The sequence below is a fragment of the Crocinitomix catalasitica ATCC 23190 genome, from assembly GCF_000621625.1.
Classification (GTDB): Bacteria; Bacteroidota; Bacteroidia; order Flavobacteriales_D; family Crocinitomicaceae; genus Crocinitomix; species Crocinitomix catalasitica.
Map to the genome: position 1 here is coordinate 259,597 of NZ_KK211318.1, position 16,603 is coordinate 276,199.

Sequence of the window (16,603 nt, forward strand, 5' to 3'; positions counted from 1 at the left end):
TGTACTTATCATGAAATAATTAAAACTATTGATATGAAAAAATCGTTACTCGCTACATTTTTATTGATTTTAATTCCAATTACAGTAGTTTTTGGACAAATAACTTTCCAGAAAATTTATGCATCTCCATTACCCAGTATTTCTGGTCAAGTTATAACATGTGCGGATGGCGGATATGCGCATGTTGCCAGTCTTGATTATGGCTTTGAAAGAAACTTTGATTTTGTTTTGAATAAAACAGATATGAATGGGGATATTGAATGGACAAAAACTTATGGTGGACTTTCAGGAGATTACGCAACTACGATTGAACAATTACCAGATGGAGGATTTATAATAGGCGGACATTCTTCAAGTTTTGACGCTTTGTATTATGATATATACATAATTCGCGTTGATGCGATGGGAGAAGAGGTGTGGTCTAAAATGTATGGTGGTGAAGATTTGGAGCAATTACATAGTATAAAAGTGATCAATAAAAATGAGTTTGTTATTGCAGGTTTTACACTAAGTTTTGGAGAGGGAAGAAAGGATTATTTTTTATCAAAAATTAATGATGATGGTGATATAATTTGGTCATATACATATGGGAAAAATGATATTGACGATTTATATTCAATGGAGCTAACAAGTGATAATGGTATTTTATTGGCTGGCGGGAGTACCGATTTTAATCCGGAAGGATCTAATGTCAATCTGCTCAAAATAGATTCGGAAGGAGATACCTTATGGACAAAAGCTTATCACAATGAAACTGCGGTTTCAATTCCTTTTAGTGCAATTGAAACGGCTGACGGTGGACTTGTTATTGGAGCCTATGCCGGTGAAGGTTATGAAAGTGAATATTATATTATTCGTACTGACGCTGTTGGTGATACTTTATGGACTAAATCGTATGCATTGGTATATTGTGATGATTGGTGCAGATCAATTCGTGAAACACCTGAAGGTGATTTTATTATGTCTGGGTATGCTGGATGTAGAGATGGAAGTTTTTTGACAAAAATTGATGCCATGGGTGAAATACTTTGGTCAAAACAATATGTAGGGTATACTAATAATTCGCGTGTTGAAATTACACAGGATGATGGTTATTTATTCATGTCTATGGATCATAGAGAAGAAGATTTTGGTAGCAATATTCGTTTTATAAAAACGGATGAAGAAGGTATAAGTGGATGTGAAGAGTACGAAATAAGAGCAACAGAGACAACCAGCCGAACAAGTATAATGCCTGGTATTGTCATAATTAATGAATGTCCGTGGGTTGTATCAACACCAGAAACAGATGTGCTTATACCTGAATTTATTGATTCTACAGTTTGTATCGCATGTGACTCTATTAGTGCAGGTTTCGATTTTACAAGCGATTATATGGAGGTTGATTTTGAAGACGAATCTTATGCTGCAACAACTTGGACTTGGGATTTTGGTGATGGTGGTACTTCAGAAGAACAACATCCGACATATATATATGAAACAGCAGGGACTTATGATGTTTGTTTGGAGGCTAATAACCCTATTTGTGGAACGCATACTATTTGTCATGAAGTGACAGTTGTTTTGGATGAAACAGGAATTATTGAGCACAATTTAAATAATATTTCAATTTACCCTAATCCAACAAAAAATAGATTAAATATTCAAACAGAAAATAAAATTACAATCAATAGTTTACTTATTTATTCCTTAACAGGAGAGATTGTTTTACAAGAATCGATGAAGGCATCACAAAATATAATTCTAGATGTTGGACATCTTGCAAATGGTGTTTATATCATCGAATTACAAACATCTGAAGGGAATAAAGTTTCTAAAATTATTCGACAGTAGTATCGTTTTAATGTAGCGGGAAGATTGCAATGCAGAAGCTGTGTTTATTTAACCACTTTCAATGCACTATTAATTTGCTCATCTAAAATAAGCTTGCTTTTAAAGGCTTCCCAATTTGTATAATTGTTGGGTGAGTCATTGATTTGTAGATACCTGAATGAAAGATCGGAGTGAGGAATGATGACAACGGTACGCCCGAAACGTAAATCGAATAATTTCATGTTGATGAGTAGGTTAGCATATCCGTCAGGACTTCCAGTGAAAACCCAATCATATTGATGCTGTTCGAATTTGAAATAGCCCGTTGCAGTTAAATAAGGCGCATTACGTGATTCGACCAGTGTTGATTCATCAGCTTCCTTATCTTCCGTTAAAACTATTAATGTGAGCTGATTAATGATGGAATCGCTATCAAAATTTTCGTATTCACCAACTGTTACGACTTTAAATATATGTGAATCAATTTCAAGTATAAATGAATTACTTGCAACTGCATATTCGTATTCAGCAACAGGAAAGGGTGTTTTCCGAAGTGGGTAACTGTCGAATATTTCTTTATAGTTTTTGTAATTTTCAATGTCTTGTTGAAGCATTGTGATATCCCAATTCGAGCTGTCTAAATGCGATTGAGCTTTGGTTTCTAGTGTCGTTTTATTCCAAAGTAGGGTATCGTTATTCAAAGGAATAAGCGTAACATTAGGTTCGTTTTGACAAGCGAATTGGAAGGAAGCGATTATAACTGCTAATAGTAATGAGCTTTTCATATTTATCTATTTATTCGATTTTCAATTTGACGACGATGCCGCAAAATATGAACTATGGCATGTTCCATTAGTTGCTCAATATCATAACTAACATTCCATCTTGATTGAATTTTAAATAGCTCAATTTCTTCGTTTGATTTATCCCAGAATTCTTCAAATGCTTGTTCTGTAAAGTTGAGCATTTTATTCAGTTCCTGTATCACTTTTGCCGGAGTAACTATCTTTTCATTGTATTCTATCCATACATTTTTCTCAAATATCGAATTAATGTAATTGGCATAAGTATATCCGGATTGTATTATGTGAAAACAGATTGTTTCGATTGATTTGCAATCTGGATCTGTTGCTTGCTTGTCTGTTATTTTTTCGAATAAATCTTGATTAACTCCAGATAGAATCGATTTCAAGTCAATTGTTGATCTTCTATACTCATCCATGAGTGCGACTAACATTGCGTTTTTTTGCATGTGTTCAGAATTTATTTATTTTTTTTACTTTTTCTGCCCATAAATTTTGCGCTAAATCATACTTCTCCAACACAGAAACATTTGTGATATGATCGACGGACGCAGCTTCATCTACAATTCGAATCTTATAAATACTGCCGACCTCAAAAAAGTTCTTTTTATTAAATTCGGGACATGTAAAATGCACACCAATTGATTTATACATATAGTTCGAATCCGAATATTCAATAATTTCAAATTCAAAAACGGTCGCAAATAAAAAATATCCGCAATGAGGTGGTAAGTTCACTTCGTTGATTAATTTACCTTTTAATTCGTATGATACTATTTCAACTGTATCATTTTGTGCAATACCAACTATATGAATAAGACCGAATAATAAGATTAAATACAATTTTACCACAATTAAACCTCCTTCGCTATTGGCTTATTATTTCTCGACCATTCACTCCAAGATCCCACGTATAGCTTTGGAATTTCAAGACCGGCATAATCCATCGCCAAAATTAAATGGCAAGCTGTCACACCTGAACCACAATGCACTGCAATATTTTTTGATGGGGTAGTGCCAAAAACAAGGTCGAATTTCTCTCTCAGTACTTCTTTTGATTTAAATAAGCCGTTTTCTGTTAAGAGGTCTTCAAAAGGTAAATTGATACTTCCAGGAATGTGACCAGCAATTAAATCTATGGGTTCGAATTCGCCATTATACCTGCCAGATTCACGCACGTCAATTACTATATGCTGATTGTCTTTTGCAAAAACTTCTACCGCATTGATGTCTATCAAAGGTAAATTCCAATCTGTTGCCTGATATTCTTCCTTAGTATTAGGTCGAGCAATTCTGCTTTCCATCATAATTTCCGCACTTTCCGCTGCTTGAATTCCACCATCAATCACTTGTACTTTTTGATGACCTAACGATTTCAACATCCACCAAAAACGAGCGGCTGCATTCGCGCCACTTTTGTCGTCATAAACAACGACATGACTCGCATTGGTTATTCCTAAATGACTTAATGTTTTAATAAAGTCATCAACAGATGGGAGTGGATGTCTACCACCATTTGCTGCATCATCTTTTAGTGCAGACAAATCTTTATTCAAATCAATATATATGGCTTTTTTGATGTGCTTTTCGGCATAGTTATTCATCGCATCTTTACCACTTCGTGCGTCAATTAAAACTAAATTTTCTTTCGTAAATAAAGATTTTAATTCGTTGGTATGGATTATCGGATTCATCTATATTATTATTTTATTCACAGTGTGCCGCTTGCTGTTTTTCATTTTTAGGTAAAATATAAGCCGATTTTTGTTTTTTCCATCCAATTTTTTGATAAAACTCTTCTTTATTTGGTGCTGCTGTCAAAGAAACGAATAAGTAGTCTTTCAATGCGGTCGACAATACATTGACAATTGATTTGCCAATTCCTTGTTTTTGAAATTTCGGATGAACAGCAACATCGACTAATAATGCATAATACTGTCCATCATCAACAGTTCGCCCAAATCCAATAATTCGGTCATCCTTGTATACAAAGCAGGTAAATGAACTTTTAAGAAATGCATTTTGAATTTCTTTAATATCTCTTTTTGCCCATTCTACCAAAGTGAAAAGTTCAACAACTTGATACCAATCAATTTGATCCATATTGGGGTTCAATTTAGTAATAATCATATTAATTTATTGATGTTTTATTTTTTACAAAAAGTTTGTGTTTCCAAGTTTATTTAAACAACGGTATTTATGCTTCAGTAAGTTAGCATTTTTTAATCCACTTAATGCAACCGACCCTTTATCCAATTCACTAAATATTCTTCATCTACGATGGTCCAAGAGTGACAACGTCTATCGCCTGCACGGTCGAACCCTTTACCGGTTGTTGTGATTAATTCGACGTTTTCATTTCCTAGTTGTCTTAAAAGAGCCGTAAATGCTGCTAAATCATACGAATTAATATCATAATAGCTTGCACCTCGTTCTTCTAACCACCAATCTATATCTGGTTCATGGAATAAAATAATAGCTGTAGATTTTAGATAAACAGCATTGCCTCCCAAACTATCTGAATGGGTGAAGACTGATCCGCTTTTATAGCCTTCGTAATTTTCGTCTGGTCCACCTCCGAATAATTTGTGAAAGACTGGCGGCATAAAATCGGCCTCTTCTAACATTCCAGCTTTAAAGTTTTGTCTGTGTGCTGCAATTGATGTATAAAAACGCGCCAAATCTAATGGAGAGTCGACTGCAAAAGCGCCGTTGATATTGATCGTAGATTTTCCTTGAGCGCAATATTCGGCATAACGCAAAGCGCGTGCACCACTGGCTGAAATTCCACCAATAAAAATATTGTCAGCTGGAATGTTGTGCTCATTTACTACTTCTAGAATCATCTCATCTAAACGTTTTATAGTAAGATCGGATTCGAATAATTCGGGAAAGGAATTGGAAGTATTGGTATAAAGTGTCATCAAACCAGCTTGCGAACAAAGTTGTTGGAATTGATAGGGGGATTGTCGTGCTGTATCAGGGAGATTGGTATAATCTCTAACAACCAATCCACGAATGTTTTTTGTTTCAGGGTATATTTTGAGGTAACAATTGAAAGTGCTGTCTTTTGGGTTCTTGTATACATATTCACTGGTTTGCCCATATATAATTGTAGTCAAGAATAAGAAAAAAAAGAGGTTGAATAATTTCATTTTCGTGATTTAATATTGACCTAAATTAACGAATAGAAAAGTAGGTAGTTCTAAGGACTGATAGAATATTGATTTGATTAACAAATTTTATTACTTATTAATCAATGAATTAATGGATAATTGATTTGACGACTTCAATTAATAATTTTGAATTCACTAACGGTTTTAACAACTAAAAATTCTACCTAAGCCACATTCACATTAAACAAATACCCCACCAATGCTGTCAATCCCATCGCTACTGTTCCCCAAAACGTAATTCGAATGATGGCTTTACCCATACTTGATCCTCCCGTTCGAGCGGCTAATGCTCCTAATAAACCAAGAAAAAGGATGGCAGAGATGTATAGTGCCAATTCCATGTTTTGAAGCGGGTAGAAGAGGACGACTAAAAAAGGAAGCAATCCTCCAACAGTAAAAGATGTACCTGAAGCAAAAGCTGCTTGCATTGGTTTCGCTTGACTGACTTCATTAATCCCTAGTTCATCTCGAACGTGTGCCGCCAAAGCATCATGTTCAGTCAGCTCTTTTGCAACGACAAGCGCGGTTTCTTTTTTAAGTCCTCTTTTTGCGTAAATATCTGCTAATCGTTGAAGTTCTATCTCTGGCATGGTTGCCAATTCTTCTTTCTCTCTTTCAATATCAGCATTTTCAATGTCGGTTTGTGAACTGACAGAAACATATTCTCCCGCCGCCATTGATAAAGCGCCAGCAACAAGGCCAGCTAAAGTAGCTAGTACAACAGGTTCTCTAAAATCACTTGCAGCGGCAACACCCACAGCAATACTCGCCGTTGATAAAATTCCATCATTTGCACCAAGAACAGCAGCTCTTAACCAATTGCTTTTATGAATATAATGATTGTTTAAATAATCGTCTAATTCGTCTGTTTCATTTGCCATGGTTAAGATTATTAGCTGTGAAAAGCAATGTTTGAGTAAAATTAGAAAATTTCTAGGCTTTTAAAATGTTAAAGACAATTTAGAAGAATTCTAAACGAATGAATTAATTCCAAATTTCGTTGGCAGCAGTCAAAATAATTGGTTCTTTATCTGTCACTAAGATCGTATGTTCATGTTGGGTGATAAATCCTCCTTTATTACCAACTAATGTCCAACCATCGTTTAGCTCAACAGCAATAGTCGATTTCGTCGCGATAAATGTTTCAATTGCTACCGTTGTATTCTTTTTGAATCGCTCTCTATTCGATCGAACACGGTAGTTGAGAATGTTTTCTGGTTCTTCATGTAAACTTCTGCCAACACCATGACCCGCCAAGTTTTTAATGACTTTTAGTCCTGATTTTTTCGCTTCAGATTCAATGATATAACCTATGTCTGCAATTTTCACACCGCCTCTAATTTGACGGATCGCTTTGCGTAGAATATCTTTAGAGGCATCTACCAATGGCTGGTGGTTGTGAATATCTTCACCCATCACGAATGAACCACCGTTGTCTGACCAAAAACCATCTAATTCAGCGGATACATCAATATTAATGAGGTCACCTTCTTTTAGAATTTTAAAAGCAGATGGAATTCCATGAGCACCTTCTTCATTTACACTAATACAAGTAAAACCTGGGAATTTATAAGTCTCGTATGGGGCAGATTTGGCTCCATAACTTTTTAAAATATCTCCACCAAAATCATCCAATTCTTTTGTTGACATACCAACCTTGGCATATTCACGCATCTTTTTTAGCGTAGTCGCAACGACTGTACTAATTTTTTTCATTCCTTCTAATTCAGATTCTTTGGTGATAGACATAATTCGAATATTTAATTTGTAAACCGAATTGTAAAATTAATTAAAAAATAAAACCCCATTGCATAAGCAACAGGGTCGTACGAATAATTAGTTGTTTCTAATTATCTTTATTCTTTAACAATCTTAGTTCTTAAAATACTGTTTTCATTTGCGACCTCTATGATATATGTTCCCGTAGCCAAGTCAGAAACATTAATCCTAGTACTGTTTAACTCACCAGAAATAACAATTTTACTCGAAAGGTCAAAGATTTTAAAATTCGAATAGTTGGATGCGTTTTCAATATGTATTTCAGTCTTGAAGGGGTTCGGATAAATATTTAAATGGTCGAATTTAGACAGATTGTCAATATTTGCTGTAGAAATGGTTTCTGCAAGAAATGGGCGGTTGATCTCTAGCACTGTTCTCATGACATCTGCTTGACCAATGGTGAACGAGTTTTGGCAATTACCTCTAGAGTAATCCATATAATTCTCAACCATATTTTTCAAGTCAGTACCACCAATATCATCTATACATGAATTTGCAGCATGACTACAGGTCCAATTACTTGAATTATTGCTATTCGGCGTATCCAGAATAAAATCATCCGCTGTGCAATCTCCATCTCCCCAAATATGTCTTAAGCCTAAGTAATGTCCAACTTCATGAACTAATATTTTACCAGTAGTAACAATGCCGTTATAAGCAGCATATGGAGCTGGTAATCTATTTTGATTATTACTTCCCACATTAACATAATGTATTAATACACCTTGTTCGAATTCAGCTAATTCAGTAAGTAATTCTTCAGGCCAGTTTTCATGATCGAGTGGAGGTGTTGCTAATGCAAAATAGACCAACTCTTCTATATCTCCGAATTCTGGTTCAAATATTCGTAAATCACCGCTCCAAATATTTAAATATACTTCTGTGTCCCAAGCGTCAGAACCTCCTAAGGACAGTTCTGTTAATCTGAATAAATTATAGTATAAGCTATCGCCAACCCAAGTGGCAATCTCATCTGATTCACCAGGCCCGTATGGTAAAATGCCACCAAAATTTTCCACATCAGTGGCTGTTCGTGTTATACCATTGGTAGCGGCTCCAAAAGGGTCAACTTCTGCAAGTCTGAATTCAATTTTAGTATCACCTACAAGTTCAATAAATTCAGATCTTGTTTCTGATGCATCAGCATTGGTGCGTCTAAAGCATTCGTTTAATATTTCAATTTGATTGTATATAATCGAATCAGGTAAATTCTCGTCCTCTCCATTGTATACAACGTGAAAAACCACAGGTATTACAAGTAAATCTGCATATTCTCTGTCATCTTTATGAATCTGAACTAATCTTGTTATTTTTTCCATGAATTCATCTGATAAATCAACTAAATCAGCGGTCTCTGTTTGTATGTTTTGCATGAAATTAAAACTTCCACAGCTAGGATATGAAGCCGAAATTTCAAGGTCATTTAATCCCATTATCGCACCTTGTCCATTAGCTTTAGTCGAAAAAAAGATGATCATGTTGAGAATCATCAAAATATTAAAGTATTTCATATCTAATTATTTAAGATAAATTATTTGAATACAAAAATAAAGCCTGCATAATACGGAAAATTGGAAATTTGGGACAATGCTTAAATTAGCTAACTAAATGTCCAATAGGTTCCTTCTTTACCTTGGTCAGAAATGTTATTAAAAAAGGATTTTGGATTAAAACCTGTTAATTTTTTAAAATGATTTATAAAGTCGGATTGATCATAATAGGAGGTGTCATGTGCTAATTTGGTCAATGTAGACTTGTCAACAGAGTTTTGAAAATTATCTATCGCTTTCCTGAATTGAATGAGTTTGATATAATCTATTACAGAACAATTCTGATGTTTTCTAAACAATCTTAATAACGATTTTCTATTGATATTTAAAGCATCAGCTAATTCATCTACCGAGTATTTAGCATCATTTTTAATCAAAATATCTATCGCTTTTTCAATTTTATCGTTTTTAAAACCAATATAGATGGACAAAAAATATTCATCCAATAGCGCTACTTTTTCGTCAATATTATCTGTCGAGTATATTTTGTCTAAAACAGGTTCAAACGATGCCTTGAAAATATTGAATTCTAATGTGATTGGGTCCTGTATGAAGTCACTTAAGTTTCCCGGTAGGAATTGATTCAGACCGAGTGGTTGAAAAACAATACCTATTTTATTAAAAGGGGATTGAATCTGCGCCTTTGCTGCATGATTGATCAATTTAGCAAATCCAAAAAAATAGTTGACAGGAGAAGGTTTTGTAATAGTAGAATAGGGACCTTCTAACGTAACCGTTGAATTTTTATAAATAGTCATGGCATTTTTATAATGCGGATAATAAAAAAATGACTTTTTATGAGATTCGTCGGTAGATTGATCAAAATAATAATAAGCAATATGCTTTTGAAGTAGTTTTGAAGCAGGAGCAGCCGATTGAAATATATTTTTCATCAATGAAACAAACGGATTAAAAAGTTAAAAGTTGTAGCACGAAATAATAAAATTGAATATTAAATAAAGAATGGTTCACAAAATCTACGCCATTTATAATTTAATTTTTTTTGTAAAAAGTGTAATCGTAAATCCTGTTAAAGCTATTCCAGTGAAAATAACCGGAACGGTGAAGAAGTATTGAACAGATAAGACAAAGCTCAATAGGCTGACAAATACGTTTAGAATGAGAATATTTCTTGGCAATTTTATTACTTGCGGCATACTTAAAATCATGAGGTTGATAAGTCCATATCCAAAAAGTAAGAGTCCCATCATTAAACTAAAGCCTTGGTAGAACGAATAGATGTCAATATTACTTCCGAACATCTCTATGGGAAATCCTTTCATTTGTTGAATGTAGTTGCTTTGCTGTTCGGTAATTGGGCTGGTTAATACGGCCATTGTATGTCCTATTCCTACTAAAAGGAGCGCCCAACTTGCGAATTTACTAGTGATGTTGCCAATCTTCATATGGTGTATTTTTAATATTTAGGTCAAAGTTACTAATTTATTTATGAATTAGGTCAATGTTACTAAAATGAGTATCTTTGAAATATGAAAAAGACCAAAGAGATAATTTTAGATACGTCCTTATCATTATTTAATTCCCTTGGATTGGCTAAAGTGACACTTCGTACAATTGCACAGAAGATGGAAATCAGTCAAGGGAATTTGAATTATCACTTTAAAAAAAGAGAAGATATTATTGAAGCTTTATATTTTCAATTGGTTGGGAATATTGACAAGAGCATGGCGAACAATACACAGCTCCAGAATCCTTTTGAATTATTGGCAAATATTTCAAAAACACTCATGACAAATTTTTATGAGTATCGATTTTTTCTACTTGATTTTGCTCAAATTATGCGAGAGAATGAGAAGATTAAAGGACATTATATGGAATTGTCCAAACAAAGGGAAACACAATTTTCAGTCCTTTTTGAATCATTAGTGAAACATGGTTTAATGCGAGAAGAAATTTTACCTGATGAGTATAAAAACTTGTATAAACGCATTCAAATATTAGGTGATTTTTGGATCTCTGATGCAGAAATTCTCAATTCTAAAATCACTAAAAAGTCTATTTCGACATACGGTGTGATTTTATCTCAAGCTATTTTTCCGTATTTGACGGTAATAGGCCAAAAAGAATATACGGCTGCTATAGGTGAAGTTTTTTGATTGAATTTGAGGGGGGTATCGAAGATTATTGTAGACTTTTTCAAATTATAAACGCTACATATTTTCTGTTATTTGACTAATTAACGTGGTTTTCGAACGTTAATAAAAATAAAATTCGAATTTTGATTGCACTTTTAAATCCTTGTCGTATGTTTAACTTTATTAGAGCGGTTAAAGAAGTCGTTTTAATGTAGGGTAGACTGTTGCTTGTATGGTCTTAAGCGCATTGAGATTCTCAAATTATCACTGTATTTTTTAGTAAAAAATTAGATAGAAAATGAATAAAATAAAGACCTTTTTGAGTACTTGGCTCAGTGATGAAACTGTGAATAGGATGGCAATTATGCTAGTCGCAATATTATTGGTATATGTTGTTCTATTCTTCGTGAAAAAGGCAATTGCGAAACATGTAGAAGATCCAAATTTTACTTATCGTACGAAAAAGGTGTCTAATATTTTCGCTTATGTTTTTATCCTGATTATAATTCTCTTTGTATTCAGTGATAAACTGGGAAATATAGGCGTGACTGTTGGTCTAGCAAGTGCTGGAATTGCTTTCGCATTGTCCGAAGTCATTACAAGTTTTGCAGGTTGGTTAAGTATTATGGTGACCAAACAAGTAAAAGTTGGTCAAAGGGTTAAAATAGGAGACTTAAAGGGAGATATTATCGATATTCAAGTCCTTAAAACTACCATTATGGAAATAGGTGATTGGGTGAATGGTGATTTGTATAATGGTCGAATAACAACTTTGTCGAATAGTTTCGTCTTTAAAGAACCGATTCAAAATTACTCGGCTGATTATCCTTTTTTATGGGATGAAATAGAAGTGCCTTTACGAACGAATAGTGATTTTAAATTGGCGAAAGAATTGTTCAAGAATATCACCAATGAGGTTTGTGGGGAATTTGCCGAGAAATCTAGTCAAGTATGGCAAGAAATGCACGGTAAATATAAAATTGAAAATGCACAAGTCGAACCTATGATCACGATGCGTTTTGATGAAAATTGGATCACTTTCACCATTCGTTTTATTGTTGATTATACAAAGAGAAGATCAACAAAAGACATTCTTTATACACGATTACTCGAAGAAATCAATAAAAATGACGATCTTTTGATGATTGCAACTAGCTCCCTTGAGATAACAACTTATTCAGGTGAACAAAAAGATGAAAAATAGTTTTGTCCTCATCCTATTATTCTGCAGTGCGAATAGCTTTGCGCAATTAGCAGAAACAATTAGAAGTGGAAGACCAGGTCAAGCGATAGGTTCATATGCCGTTGGTGCAAAAGTTTTTCAAATGCAAACAGGAATCGATTATGGAGGTTTGCAAAATGATGTGTTCAACTTTTCTCAAAATAGTTTCAATCCAAATACAGTTTTAAGATTTGGATTGACAGAAAAAATTGAAATTAATACGGGCTGGGCTTATCAGTACGAACAATATGAGACACCATTCATTTCAAGTGAGCGCAGTGGATTGAGTCAGGCGACTATTGGCACACGAATTAATATTATTGAAGCGAATAATTATTTGCCCGCTGTAGGCATTCAGGTGACAATGAAATTACCAATACTGTCTCCCGATTATAATGTCAGTTTTATTGCACCTAGAATTATGGCGATTGCCAATCAAAAATTAGCTGAAAAATTGGCGCTTACACTCAATTTAGGTATTGATTATAATGGTTTTAACGCACAACCTATAGGCATATATGTTGCCAACTTATCCTACTCAATGACGGATAAGGTTGGTGTGTTTATAGAGAATTATGGCGATTTTGGACAATCGTTTTACAATACTTTTTGGGATGCAGGAATATCGTATTTGGTTACCAATGATTTACAATTGGATGTCCTTGGAGGATTGGCATTGAATGACGATAATATGCGTTATTTTGTAAGTGTAGGTGTATCATGGAGATTTGTTGGATGGCATCAATCCAACTAATAATTAATTTAGAATAAATGAAGAATATTACCTTATTAATAATCGCTGTACTGACTAGTTTCGTTGGTTTTAATCAAGACTTAACTGCTGATACTAATGAATTGGATAGTTTATCGAATGTCAAAGATTCGTTGAACGATGTACAATTAATTGAATTCAATAAAAAATTGGCTGCTATTGAGTTTCAATATGTTCAGGATTCTCTTAAACGAATGGAATTGGAGCAGCAACTGAGTTCTTTGCAAACAACTGACAATATTAAGAAGGAAGAATTATTGCAAGAATTAGAAGCTTTAAATACAGAAAAGGAAAAAAGATTATCGGATAAAAAAATGCAAATTGATGCGATGCGTCTGACCTTGAACGGTTTTCCCGTGATCGGCTTTTTTAATGATACTTTATTCATGATTTATTCGAAATTAGGGAGTTTTTCACCTAAGGATCGTGCAATTGCTATTGGAAGTAGAATTAATATTTTGGCTGATCAAATAAGTGATAAGGACAGCTTAACTGTCGTTGAGGTGGAAGGTGCTTTTGATGTGATGTACAAAGAACAAATTATCGTTTCTGTCTCAGAGAATGATGGTATTTGGAACAATAAACCGTTAAAATTATTGGCTGAAGAGTATGCTGTGATTATTCGTGCAGCCATTGATCAATATCATGCCGAGACCAGTACGATGACAATTCTAAAAAGAGTAGGATTAGTCGCTATCGTACTAATCGTATTGATTGCTGCATTATTCTGGACGGGGCGTTTATTTAATTGGACTACCAAGAAAATTGAGGCAGAGGAAGGCAAAAAATTAAAAGGAATTAAAATTAAGAATTATACGTTTTTTGATGCGAAAAGGGAGGTGAATGCCGTTTTATTCGTTAATAAGATTGTAAAATGGCTCTTTTATATCGTTTTATTGTATATCGCGATTCCAATTTTATTCGGCATCTTCCCTTGGACAAGAGATTTTGCTGAGACATTATTCGGCTATATCCTCAATCCTATCAAGAATATTGGGATGGGCTTTTTTAATTATTTACCCAACTTAATCACCATCATTGTCATCATCTTCATATTTAGATATGTCATTAAAGGAATCTCATTTTTAAAGTCAGAAGTTGAAAATGGAAATCTGGTGCTTGCAGGATTCTATCCTGATTGGGCGAATCCAACTTATCAAATTATTCGTGTATTGCTATTTGCCTTTATGATTGTGGTGATTTTCCCATATTTACCTGGAAGTGATTCACCGGTTTTTCAAGGTGTATCTGTATTGCTTGGATTCCTTTTGACATTCGGTTCTGCAGGTTCGCTGTCGAATATTGTAGCCGGAGTCGTACTGACTTATATGCGATTATTTACGATTGGTGATCGGGTTAAAATTGGTGAGGTATTTGGTGATGTTGTAGAAAAGTCTTTATTGGTTACAAGAGTTCGAACAACTAAAAATGAGATTATCTCTATTCCAAACTCAAATGTGATGAGTAGTCATACCATTAATTATAGCAGTGATGCACCAGCTAAGGGTCTTATTATCCATTCAACTGTAACAATTGGTTATGATGTGCCATGGAAAAAGATGCATGAAACGCTACTAGAGGCTGCTAAAAGAACAGAACTTATTTTGGATACGCCAGAACCATTCGTTTTACAAACTAGTTTAGATGATTTCTATGTGTCGTATGAGATCAATGGTTATACAAAAGTACCGAATATGCAAGCGCGTATTTATTCAGATTTACATCAAAATATTCAAGATGTATGTTTTGAAAATGGAATCGAAATCCTGTCACCACATTATCGTGCCGGTAGAGATGGAAATGCAACAACCATTCCTGCTGATTATTTAGATAAAGATTATAAGGCACCGAGTTTTAACGTGAAGGTTGAGAAATAATAGGTTGTTGAGGTATTTATTAACAAACTAAACACTCCTTTTGGTCCCATATTTATATAGGAATATCAAGATTGAAATGATTGGTAAACAGATGAGATAGAAATACCAACCTTTTTTATCTGCTTTCGAAATACGCTTATTTTGGTGAACAATTGAAACGAGAAACCATATTGATGAGATCGTGAAGATCAAATTAAATATTTTGAAAAAGTTAGTGTCAATTAAAGTGAACCAATCGAATAATATTACTGGCATAAAAAAGGGAAGTAAAAATAGACACCAATAAAGCCAAATAATTACTAATAGTATTGATTTAATTAAAGGCATGTTTTAGTTAGGCCTCTTGAGGCTTTTGATTTTCTAATATGAGATGCATATTTTTAAATAGTATATTGATCTGAATAATTCGCTTGTAAAAATAAGATAAATTAATTTCACTTGATTAATGCCATTGGTAAGTTGATTTACTTACTTTTATTCAATATATTTCTTTTGAATCTAATCTTTGCGTAAACTTATTCGTAATATTCATAATGGTAACAGGCATTAATAAAAGTATTTCCTTTGTGATCAGTTTCAATAAGCCGCTGAATTAATCCATTATGGTCATATTCAAAATACATCTTCCAAATCAACAATAATTCAACTTCTTCGGGCTCTTTTTTTTTATAATAATTACTTTCATATTCATGTCTACCTACAATAACATCCTCCGCATAGATCAATTGTTGTTTTCGAATCGGAACCCAAACGCCTGTGTGTAATTTTTCATCTTGATAACCTAAAAGGCGGCAATTCGAATCTCTAATTTCAATCCTACGGGTTTCGAAACTTGATTGAATACCAAGAAGACAGCCGAGATCGTTATAAAGTCGATTGTCAGTAAATTGATCACTAATTCGATTCGATTTGCCAATAATTGAGTCGTTTTTATTACGGAAAGTATATATCGTATCTTTATCCGTACTTGTCCATGTTACATTTGTTCCGCTGATCTCACCTTTATAATATTTGCGGCTATAAGCATATTCATTTTTATGATAAAATTGGGTTTCCATCATTCTCACACGATCATTTAAATCATAATTGAATTTAAATATCTCATGCTGTTTTTTTCTAGAAGAATACTGGACTGTATACGCATCAATTCTTAACAGCGAATCATAGCTAAACTCAACCGTTTGATAGTCTTTAAGTTTATCAAAATTATGGTCGATTAATGCTGTTATATTTCCTTGCTCATTGTATGTTGCTTTATATATGATTTGTTTCTTTTGCTTTTTGTCAATTGTAGATATTAAAGTGACCGTTTTGAGGCCTTGCTCAGCTGCTTCTTTATTCAATCTCTGATAATATTTTAAATCATAATCGAATTCAATTTCTTGTGCATTAAGAGAGGCGGATGTAAAAGCGCAAAGGACAAGTAAAATAGTAGGGTTGAAATGTTGCATGAATCAACGTTAACGGATTATTGTGGCTTTTTATTATATAAACTTTAAACTGTGACTAATTCAGT

17 protein-coding genes are annotated in these 16,603 nt (G+C 33.8%); 5 read left to right on the top strand and 12 right to left on the bottom strand.

Annotation, left to right across the window (positions count from 1 at the left end):
* Nucleotides 1-33: 33 nt before the first annotated feature.
* Nucleotides 34-1,833: a T9SS type A sorting domain-containing protein gene (locus tag T367_RS0119625; RefSeq protein ID WP_027421351.1), complete on the top strand. Its 1,800-nt coding sequence runs from the start codon at nucleotides 34-36 to the stop codon at nucleotides 1,831-1,833.
* A gap of 44 nt (nucleotides 1,834-1,877) precedes the next feature.
* Here the strand turns inward: T367_RS0119625 and T367_RS0119630 are convergent, their stop codons facing one another.
* From T367_RS0119630 to T367_RS0119680, 11 genes are all read right to left on the bottom strand, one after another.
* Nucleotides 1,878-2,597 carry a hypothetical protein gene (locus T367_RS0119630; protein ID WP_027421352.1) on the bottom strand — a complete coding sequence of 240 codons (720 nt, stop codon included), beginning with the start codon at nucleotides 2,595-2,597 and terminating at the stop codon, nucleotides 1,878-1,880.
* Between the two features lie 2 nt (nucleotides 2,598-2,599).
* On the bottom strand, nucleotides 2,600-3,064 hold the full coding sequence (locus tag T367_RS0119635) for a DinB family protein (protein WP_027421353.1): 465 nt from the start codon (nucleotides 3,062-3,064) through the stop codon (nucleotides 2,600-2,602).
* Between the two features lie 4 nt (nucleotides 3,065-3,068).
* Entirely contained in the window at nucleotides 3,069-3,467 is a 399-nt protein-coding gene (locus T367_RS0119640) for a hypothetical protein (protein WP_035846441.1), read from the bottom strand.
* A gap of 2 nt (nucleotides 3,468-3,469) precedes the next feature.
* The gene (locus T367_RS0119645; RefSeq protein WP_027421355.1) at nucleotides 3,470-4,309 is read right to left on the bottom strand and encodes a sulfurtransferase; all 840 of its coding nucleotides are present in this window, start codon (nucleotides 4,307-4,309) and stop codon (nucleotides 3,470-3,472) included.
* 13 nt (nucleotides 4,310-4,322) lie between these two features.
* Complete coding sequence (locus T367_RS0119650; protein ID WP_072032231.1) at nucleotides 4,323-4,745, bottom strand: GNAT family N-acetyltransferase; 423 nt, start codon at nucleotides 4,743-4,745, stop codon at nucleotides 4,323-4,325.
* 101 nt (nucleotides 4,746-4,846) lie between these two features.
* Nucleotides 4,847-5,770, bottom strand: a complete 924-nt coding sequence (locus T367_RS0119655) for a hypothetical protein (RefSeq protein WP_027421357.1) — start codon at nucleotides 5,768-5,770, stop codon at nucleotides 4,847-4,849.
* A gap of 185 nt (nucleotides 5,771-5,955) precedes the next feature.
* On the bottom strand, nucleotides 5,956-6,672 hold the full coding sequence (locus T367_RS0119660) for a VIT1/CCC1 transporter family protein (RefSeq protein ID WP_027421358.1): 717 nt from the start codon (nucleotides 6,670-6,672) through the stop codon (nucleotides 5,956-5,958).
* Between the two features lie 103 nt (nucleotides 6,673-6,775).
* Nucleotides 6,776-7,540 carry a type I methionyl aminopeptidase gene (gene map / locus T367_RS0119665; RefSeq protein WP_027421359.1) on the bottom strand — a complete coding sequence of 255 codons (765 nt, stop codon included), beginning with the start codon at nucleotides 7,538-7,540 and terminating at the stop codon, nucleotides 6,776-6,778.
* A 107-nt stretch (nucleotides 7,541-7,647) separates the two neighbouring features.
* Nucleotides 7,648-9,081 carry a zinc-dependent metalloprotease gene (locus T367_RS0119670; RefSeq protein ID WP_027421360.1) on the bottom strand — a complete coding sequence of 478 codons (1,434 nt, stop codon included), beginning with the start codon at nucleotides 9,079-9,081 and terminating at the stop codon, nucleotides 7,648-7,650.
* 89 nt (nucleotides 9,082-9,170) lie between these two features.
* The gene (locus T367_RS0119675) at nucleotides 9,171-10,013 is read right to left on the bottom strand and encodes a helix-turn-helix domain-containing protein (RefSeq protein WP_027421361.1); all 843 of its coding nucleotides are present in this window, start codon (nucleotides 10,011-10,013) and stop codon (nucleotides 9,171-9,173) included.
* 93 nt (nucleotides 10,014-10,106) lie between these two features.
* Entirely contained in the window at nucleotides 10,107-10,526 is a 420-nt protein-coding gene (locus tag T367_RS0119680; RefSeq protein WP_027421362.1) for an LIC_13387 family protein, read from the bottom strand.
* An 84-nt stretch (nucleotides 10,527-10,610) separates the two neighbouring features.
* Here T367_RS0119680 and T367_RS0119685 point away from each other — a divergent pair, with 84 nt between their 5' ends.
* The 4 genes from T367_RS0119685 to T367_RS0119700 all read left to right on the top strand — a co-directional run bounded on the left by T367_RS0119685 (nucleotide 10,611) and on the right by T367_RS0119700 (nucleotide 15,087).
* Nucleotides 10,611-11,237, top strand: coding sequence for a TetR/AcrR family transcriptional regulator (locus T367_RS0119685; protein ID WP_027421363.1), 627 nt, complete (start codon nucleotides 10,611-10,613; stop codon nucleotides 11,235-11,237).
* Nucleotides 11,238-11,514: 277 nt separating this feature from the next.
* Nucleotides 11,515-12,420 (top strand): mechanosensitive ion channel family protein, encoded by a 906-nt coding sequence (locus T367_RS0119690; protein ID WP_027421364.1) that lies wholly within the window; start codon nucleotides 11,515-11,517, stop codon nucleotides 12,418-12,420.
* Nucleotides 12,410-13,192 carry a transporter gene (locus T367_RS0119695; protein WP_027421365.1) on the top strand — a complete coding sequence of 261 codons (783 nt, stop codon included), beginning with the start codon at nucleotides 12,410-12,412 and terminating at the stop codon, nucleotides 13,190-13,192. Before T367_RS0119690 ends, T367_RS0119695 begins: the two co-directional genes overlap by 11 nt.
* A 17-nt stretch (nucleotides 13,193-13,209) precedes the next feature.
* Complete coding sequence (locus T367_RS0119700; protein WP_027421366.1) at nucleotides 13,210-15,087, top strand: mechanosensitive ion channel family protein; 1,878 nt, start codon at nucleotides 13,210-13,212, stop codon at nucleotides 15,085-15,087.
* 515 nt (nucleotides 15,088-15,602) lie between these two features.
* Here the strand turns inward: T367_RS0119700 and T367_RS0119705 are convergent.
* A complete protein-coding gene (locus T367_RS0119705; protein WP_027421367.1) occupies nucleotides 15,603-16,538 on the bottom strand; it encodes a hypothetical protein in 936 nt (311 codons plus the stop codon).
* Nucleotides 16,539-16,603: the final 65 nt, after the last annotated feature.

Coding starts and splice junctions, on each gene's coding strand:
- T367_RS0119660 (WP_027421358.1), bottom strand. CDS start 6,672: ATGGCAAATGAAACAGACGAATTAGACGATTATTTAAACAATCATTAT.
- T367_RS0119670 (WP_027421360.1), bottom strand. CDS start 9,081: ATGAAATACTTTAATATTTTGATGATTCTCAACATGATCATCTTTTTT.
- T367_RS0119635 (WP_027421353.1), bottom strand. CDS start 3,064: ATGCAAAAAAACGCAATGTTAGTCGCACTCATGGATGAGTATAGAAGA.
- T367_RS0119675 (WP_027421361.1), bottom strand. CDS start 10,013: ATGAAAAATATATTTCAATCGGCTGCTCCTGCTTCAAAACTACTTCAA.
- T367_RS0119630 (WP_027421352.1), bottom strand. CDS start 2,597: ATGAAAAGCTCATTACTATTAGCAGTTATAATCGCTTCCTTCCAATTC.
- T367_RS0119695 (WP_027421365.1), top strand. CDS start 12,410: ATGAAAAATAGTTTTGTCCTCATCCTATTATTCTGCAGTGCGAATAGC.
- T367_RS0119645 (WP_027421355.1), bottom strand. CDS start 4,309: ATGAATCCGATAATCCATACCAACGAATTAAAATCTTTATTTACGAAA.
- T367_RS0119685 (WP_027421363.1), top strand. CDS start 10,611: ATGAAAAAGACCAAAGAGATAATTTTAGATACGTCCTTATCATTATTT.
- T367_RS0119705 (WP_027421367.1), bottom strand. CDS start 16,538: ATGCAACATTTCAACCCTACTATTTTACTTGTCCTTTGCGCTTTTACA.
- T367_RS0119700 (WP_027421366.1), top strand. CDS start 13,210: ATGAAGAATATTACCTTATTAATAATCGCTGTACTGACTAGTTTCGTT.
- T367_RS0119680 (WP_027421362.1), bottom strand. CDS start 10,526: ATGAAGATTGGCAACATCACTAGTAAATTCGCAAGTTGGGCGCTCCTT.
- T367_RS0119625 (WP_027421351.1), top strand. CDS start 34: ATGAAAAAATCGTTACTCGCTACATTTTTATTGATTTTAATTCCAATT.
- map (WP_027421359.1), bottom strand. CDS start 7,540: ATGTCTATCACCAAAGAATCTGAATTAGAAGGAATGAAAAAAATTAGT.
- T367_RS0119655 (WP_027421357.1), bottom strand. CDS start 5,770: ATGAAATTATTCAACCTCTTTTTTTTCTTATTCTTGACTACAATTATA.
- T367_RS0119690 (WP_027421364.1), top strand. CDS start 11,515: ATGAATAAAATAAAGACCTTTTTGAGTACTTGGCTCAGTGATGAAACT.
- T367_RS0119650 (WP_072032231.1), bottom strand. CDS start 4,745: ATGATTATTACTAAATTGAACCCCAATATGGATCAAATTGATTGGTAT.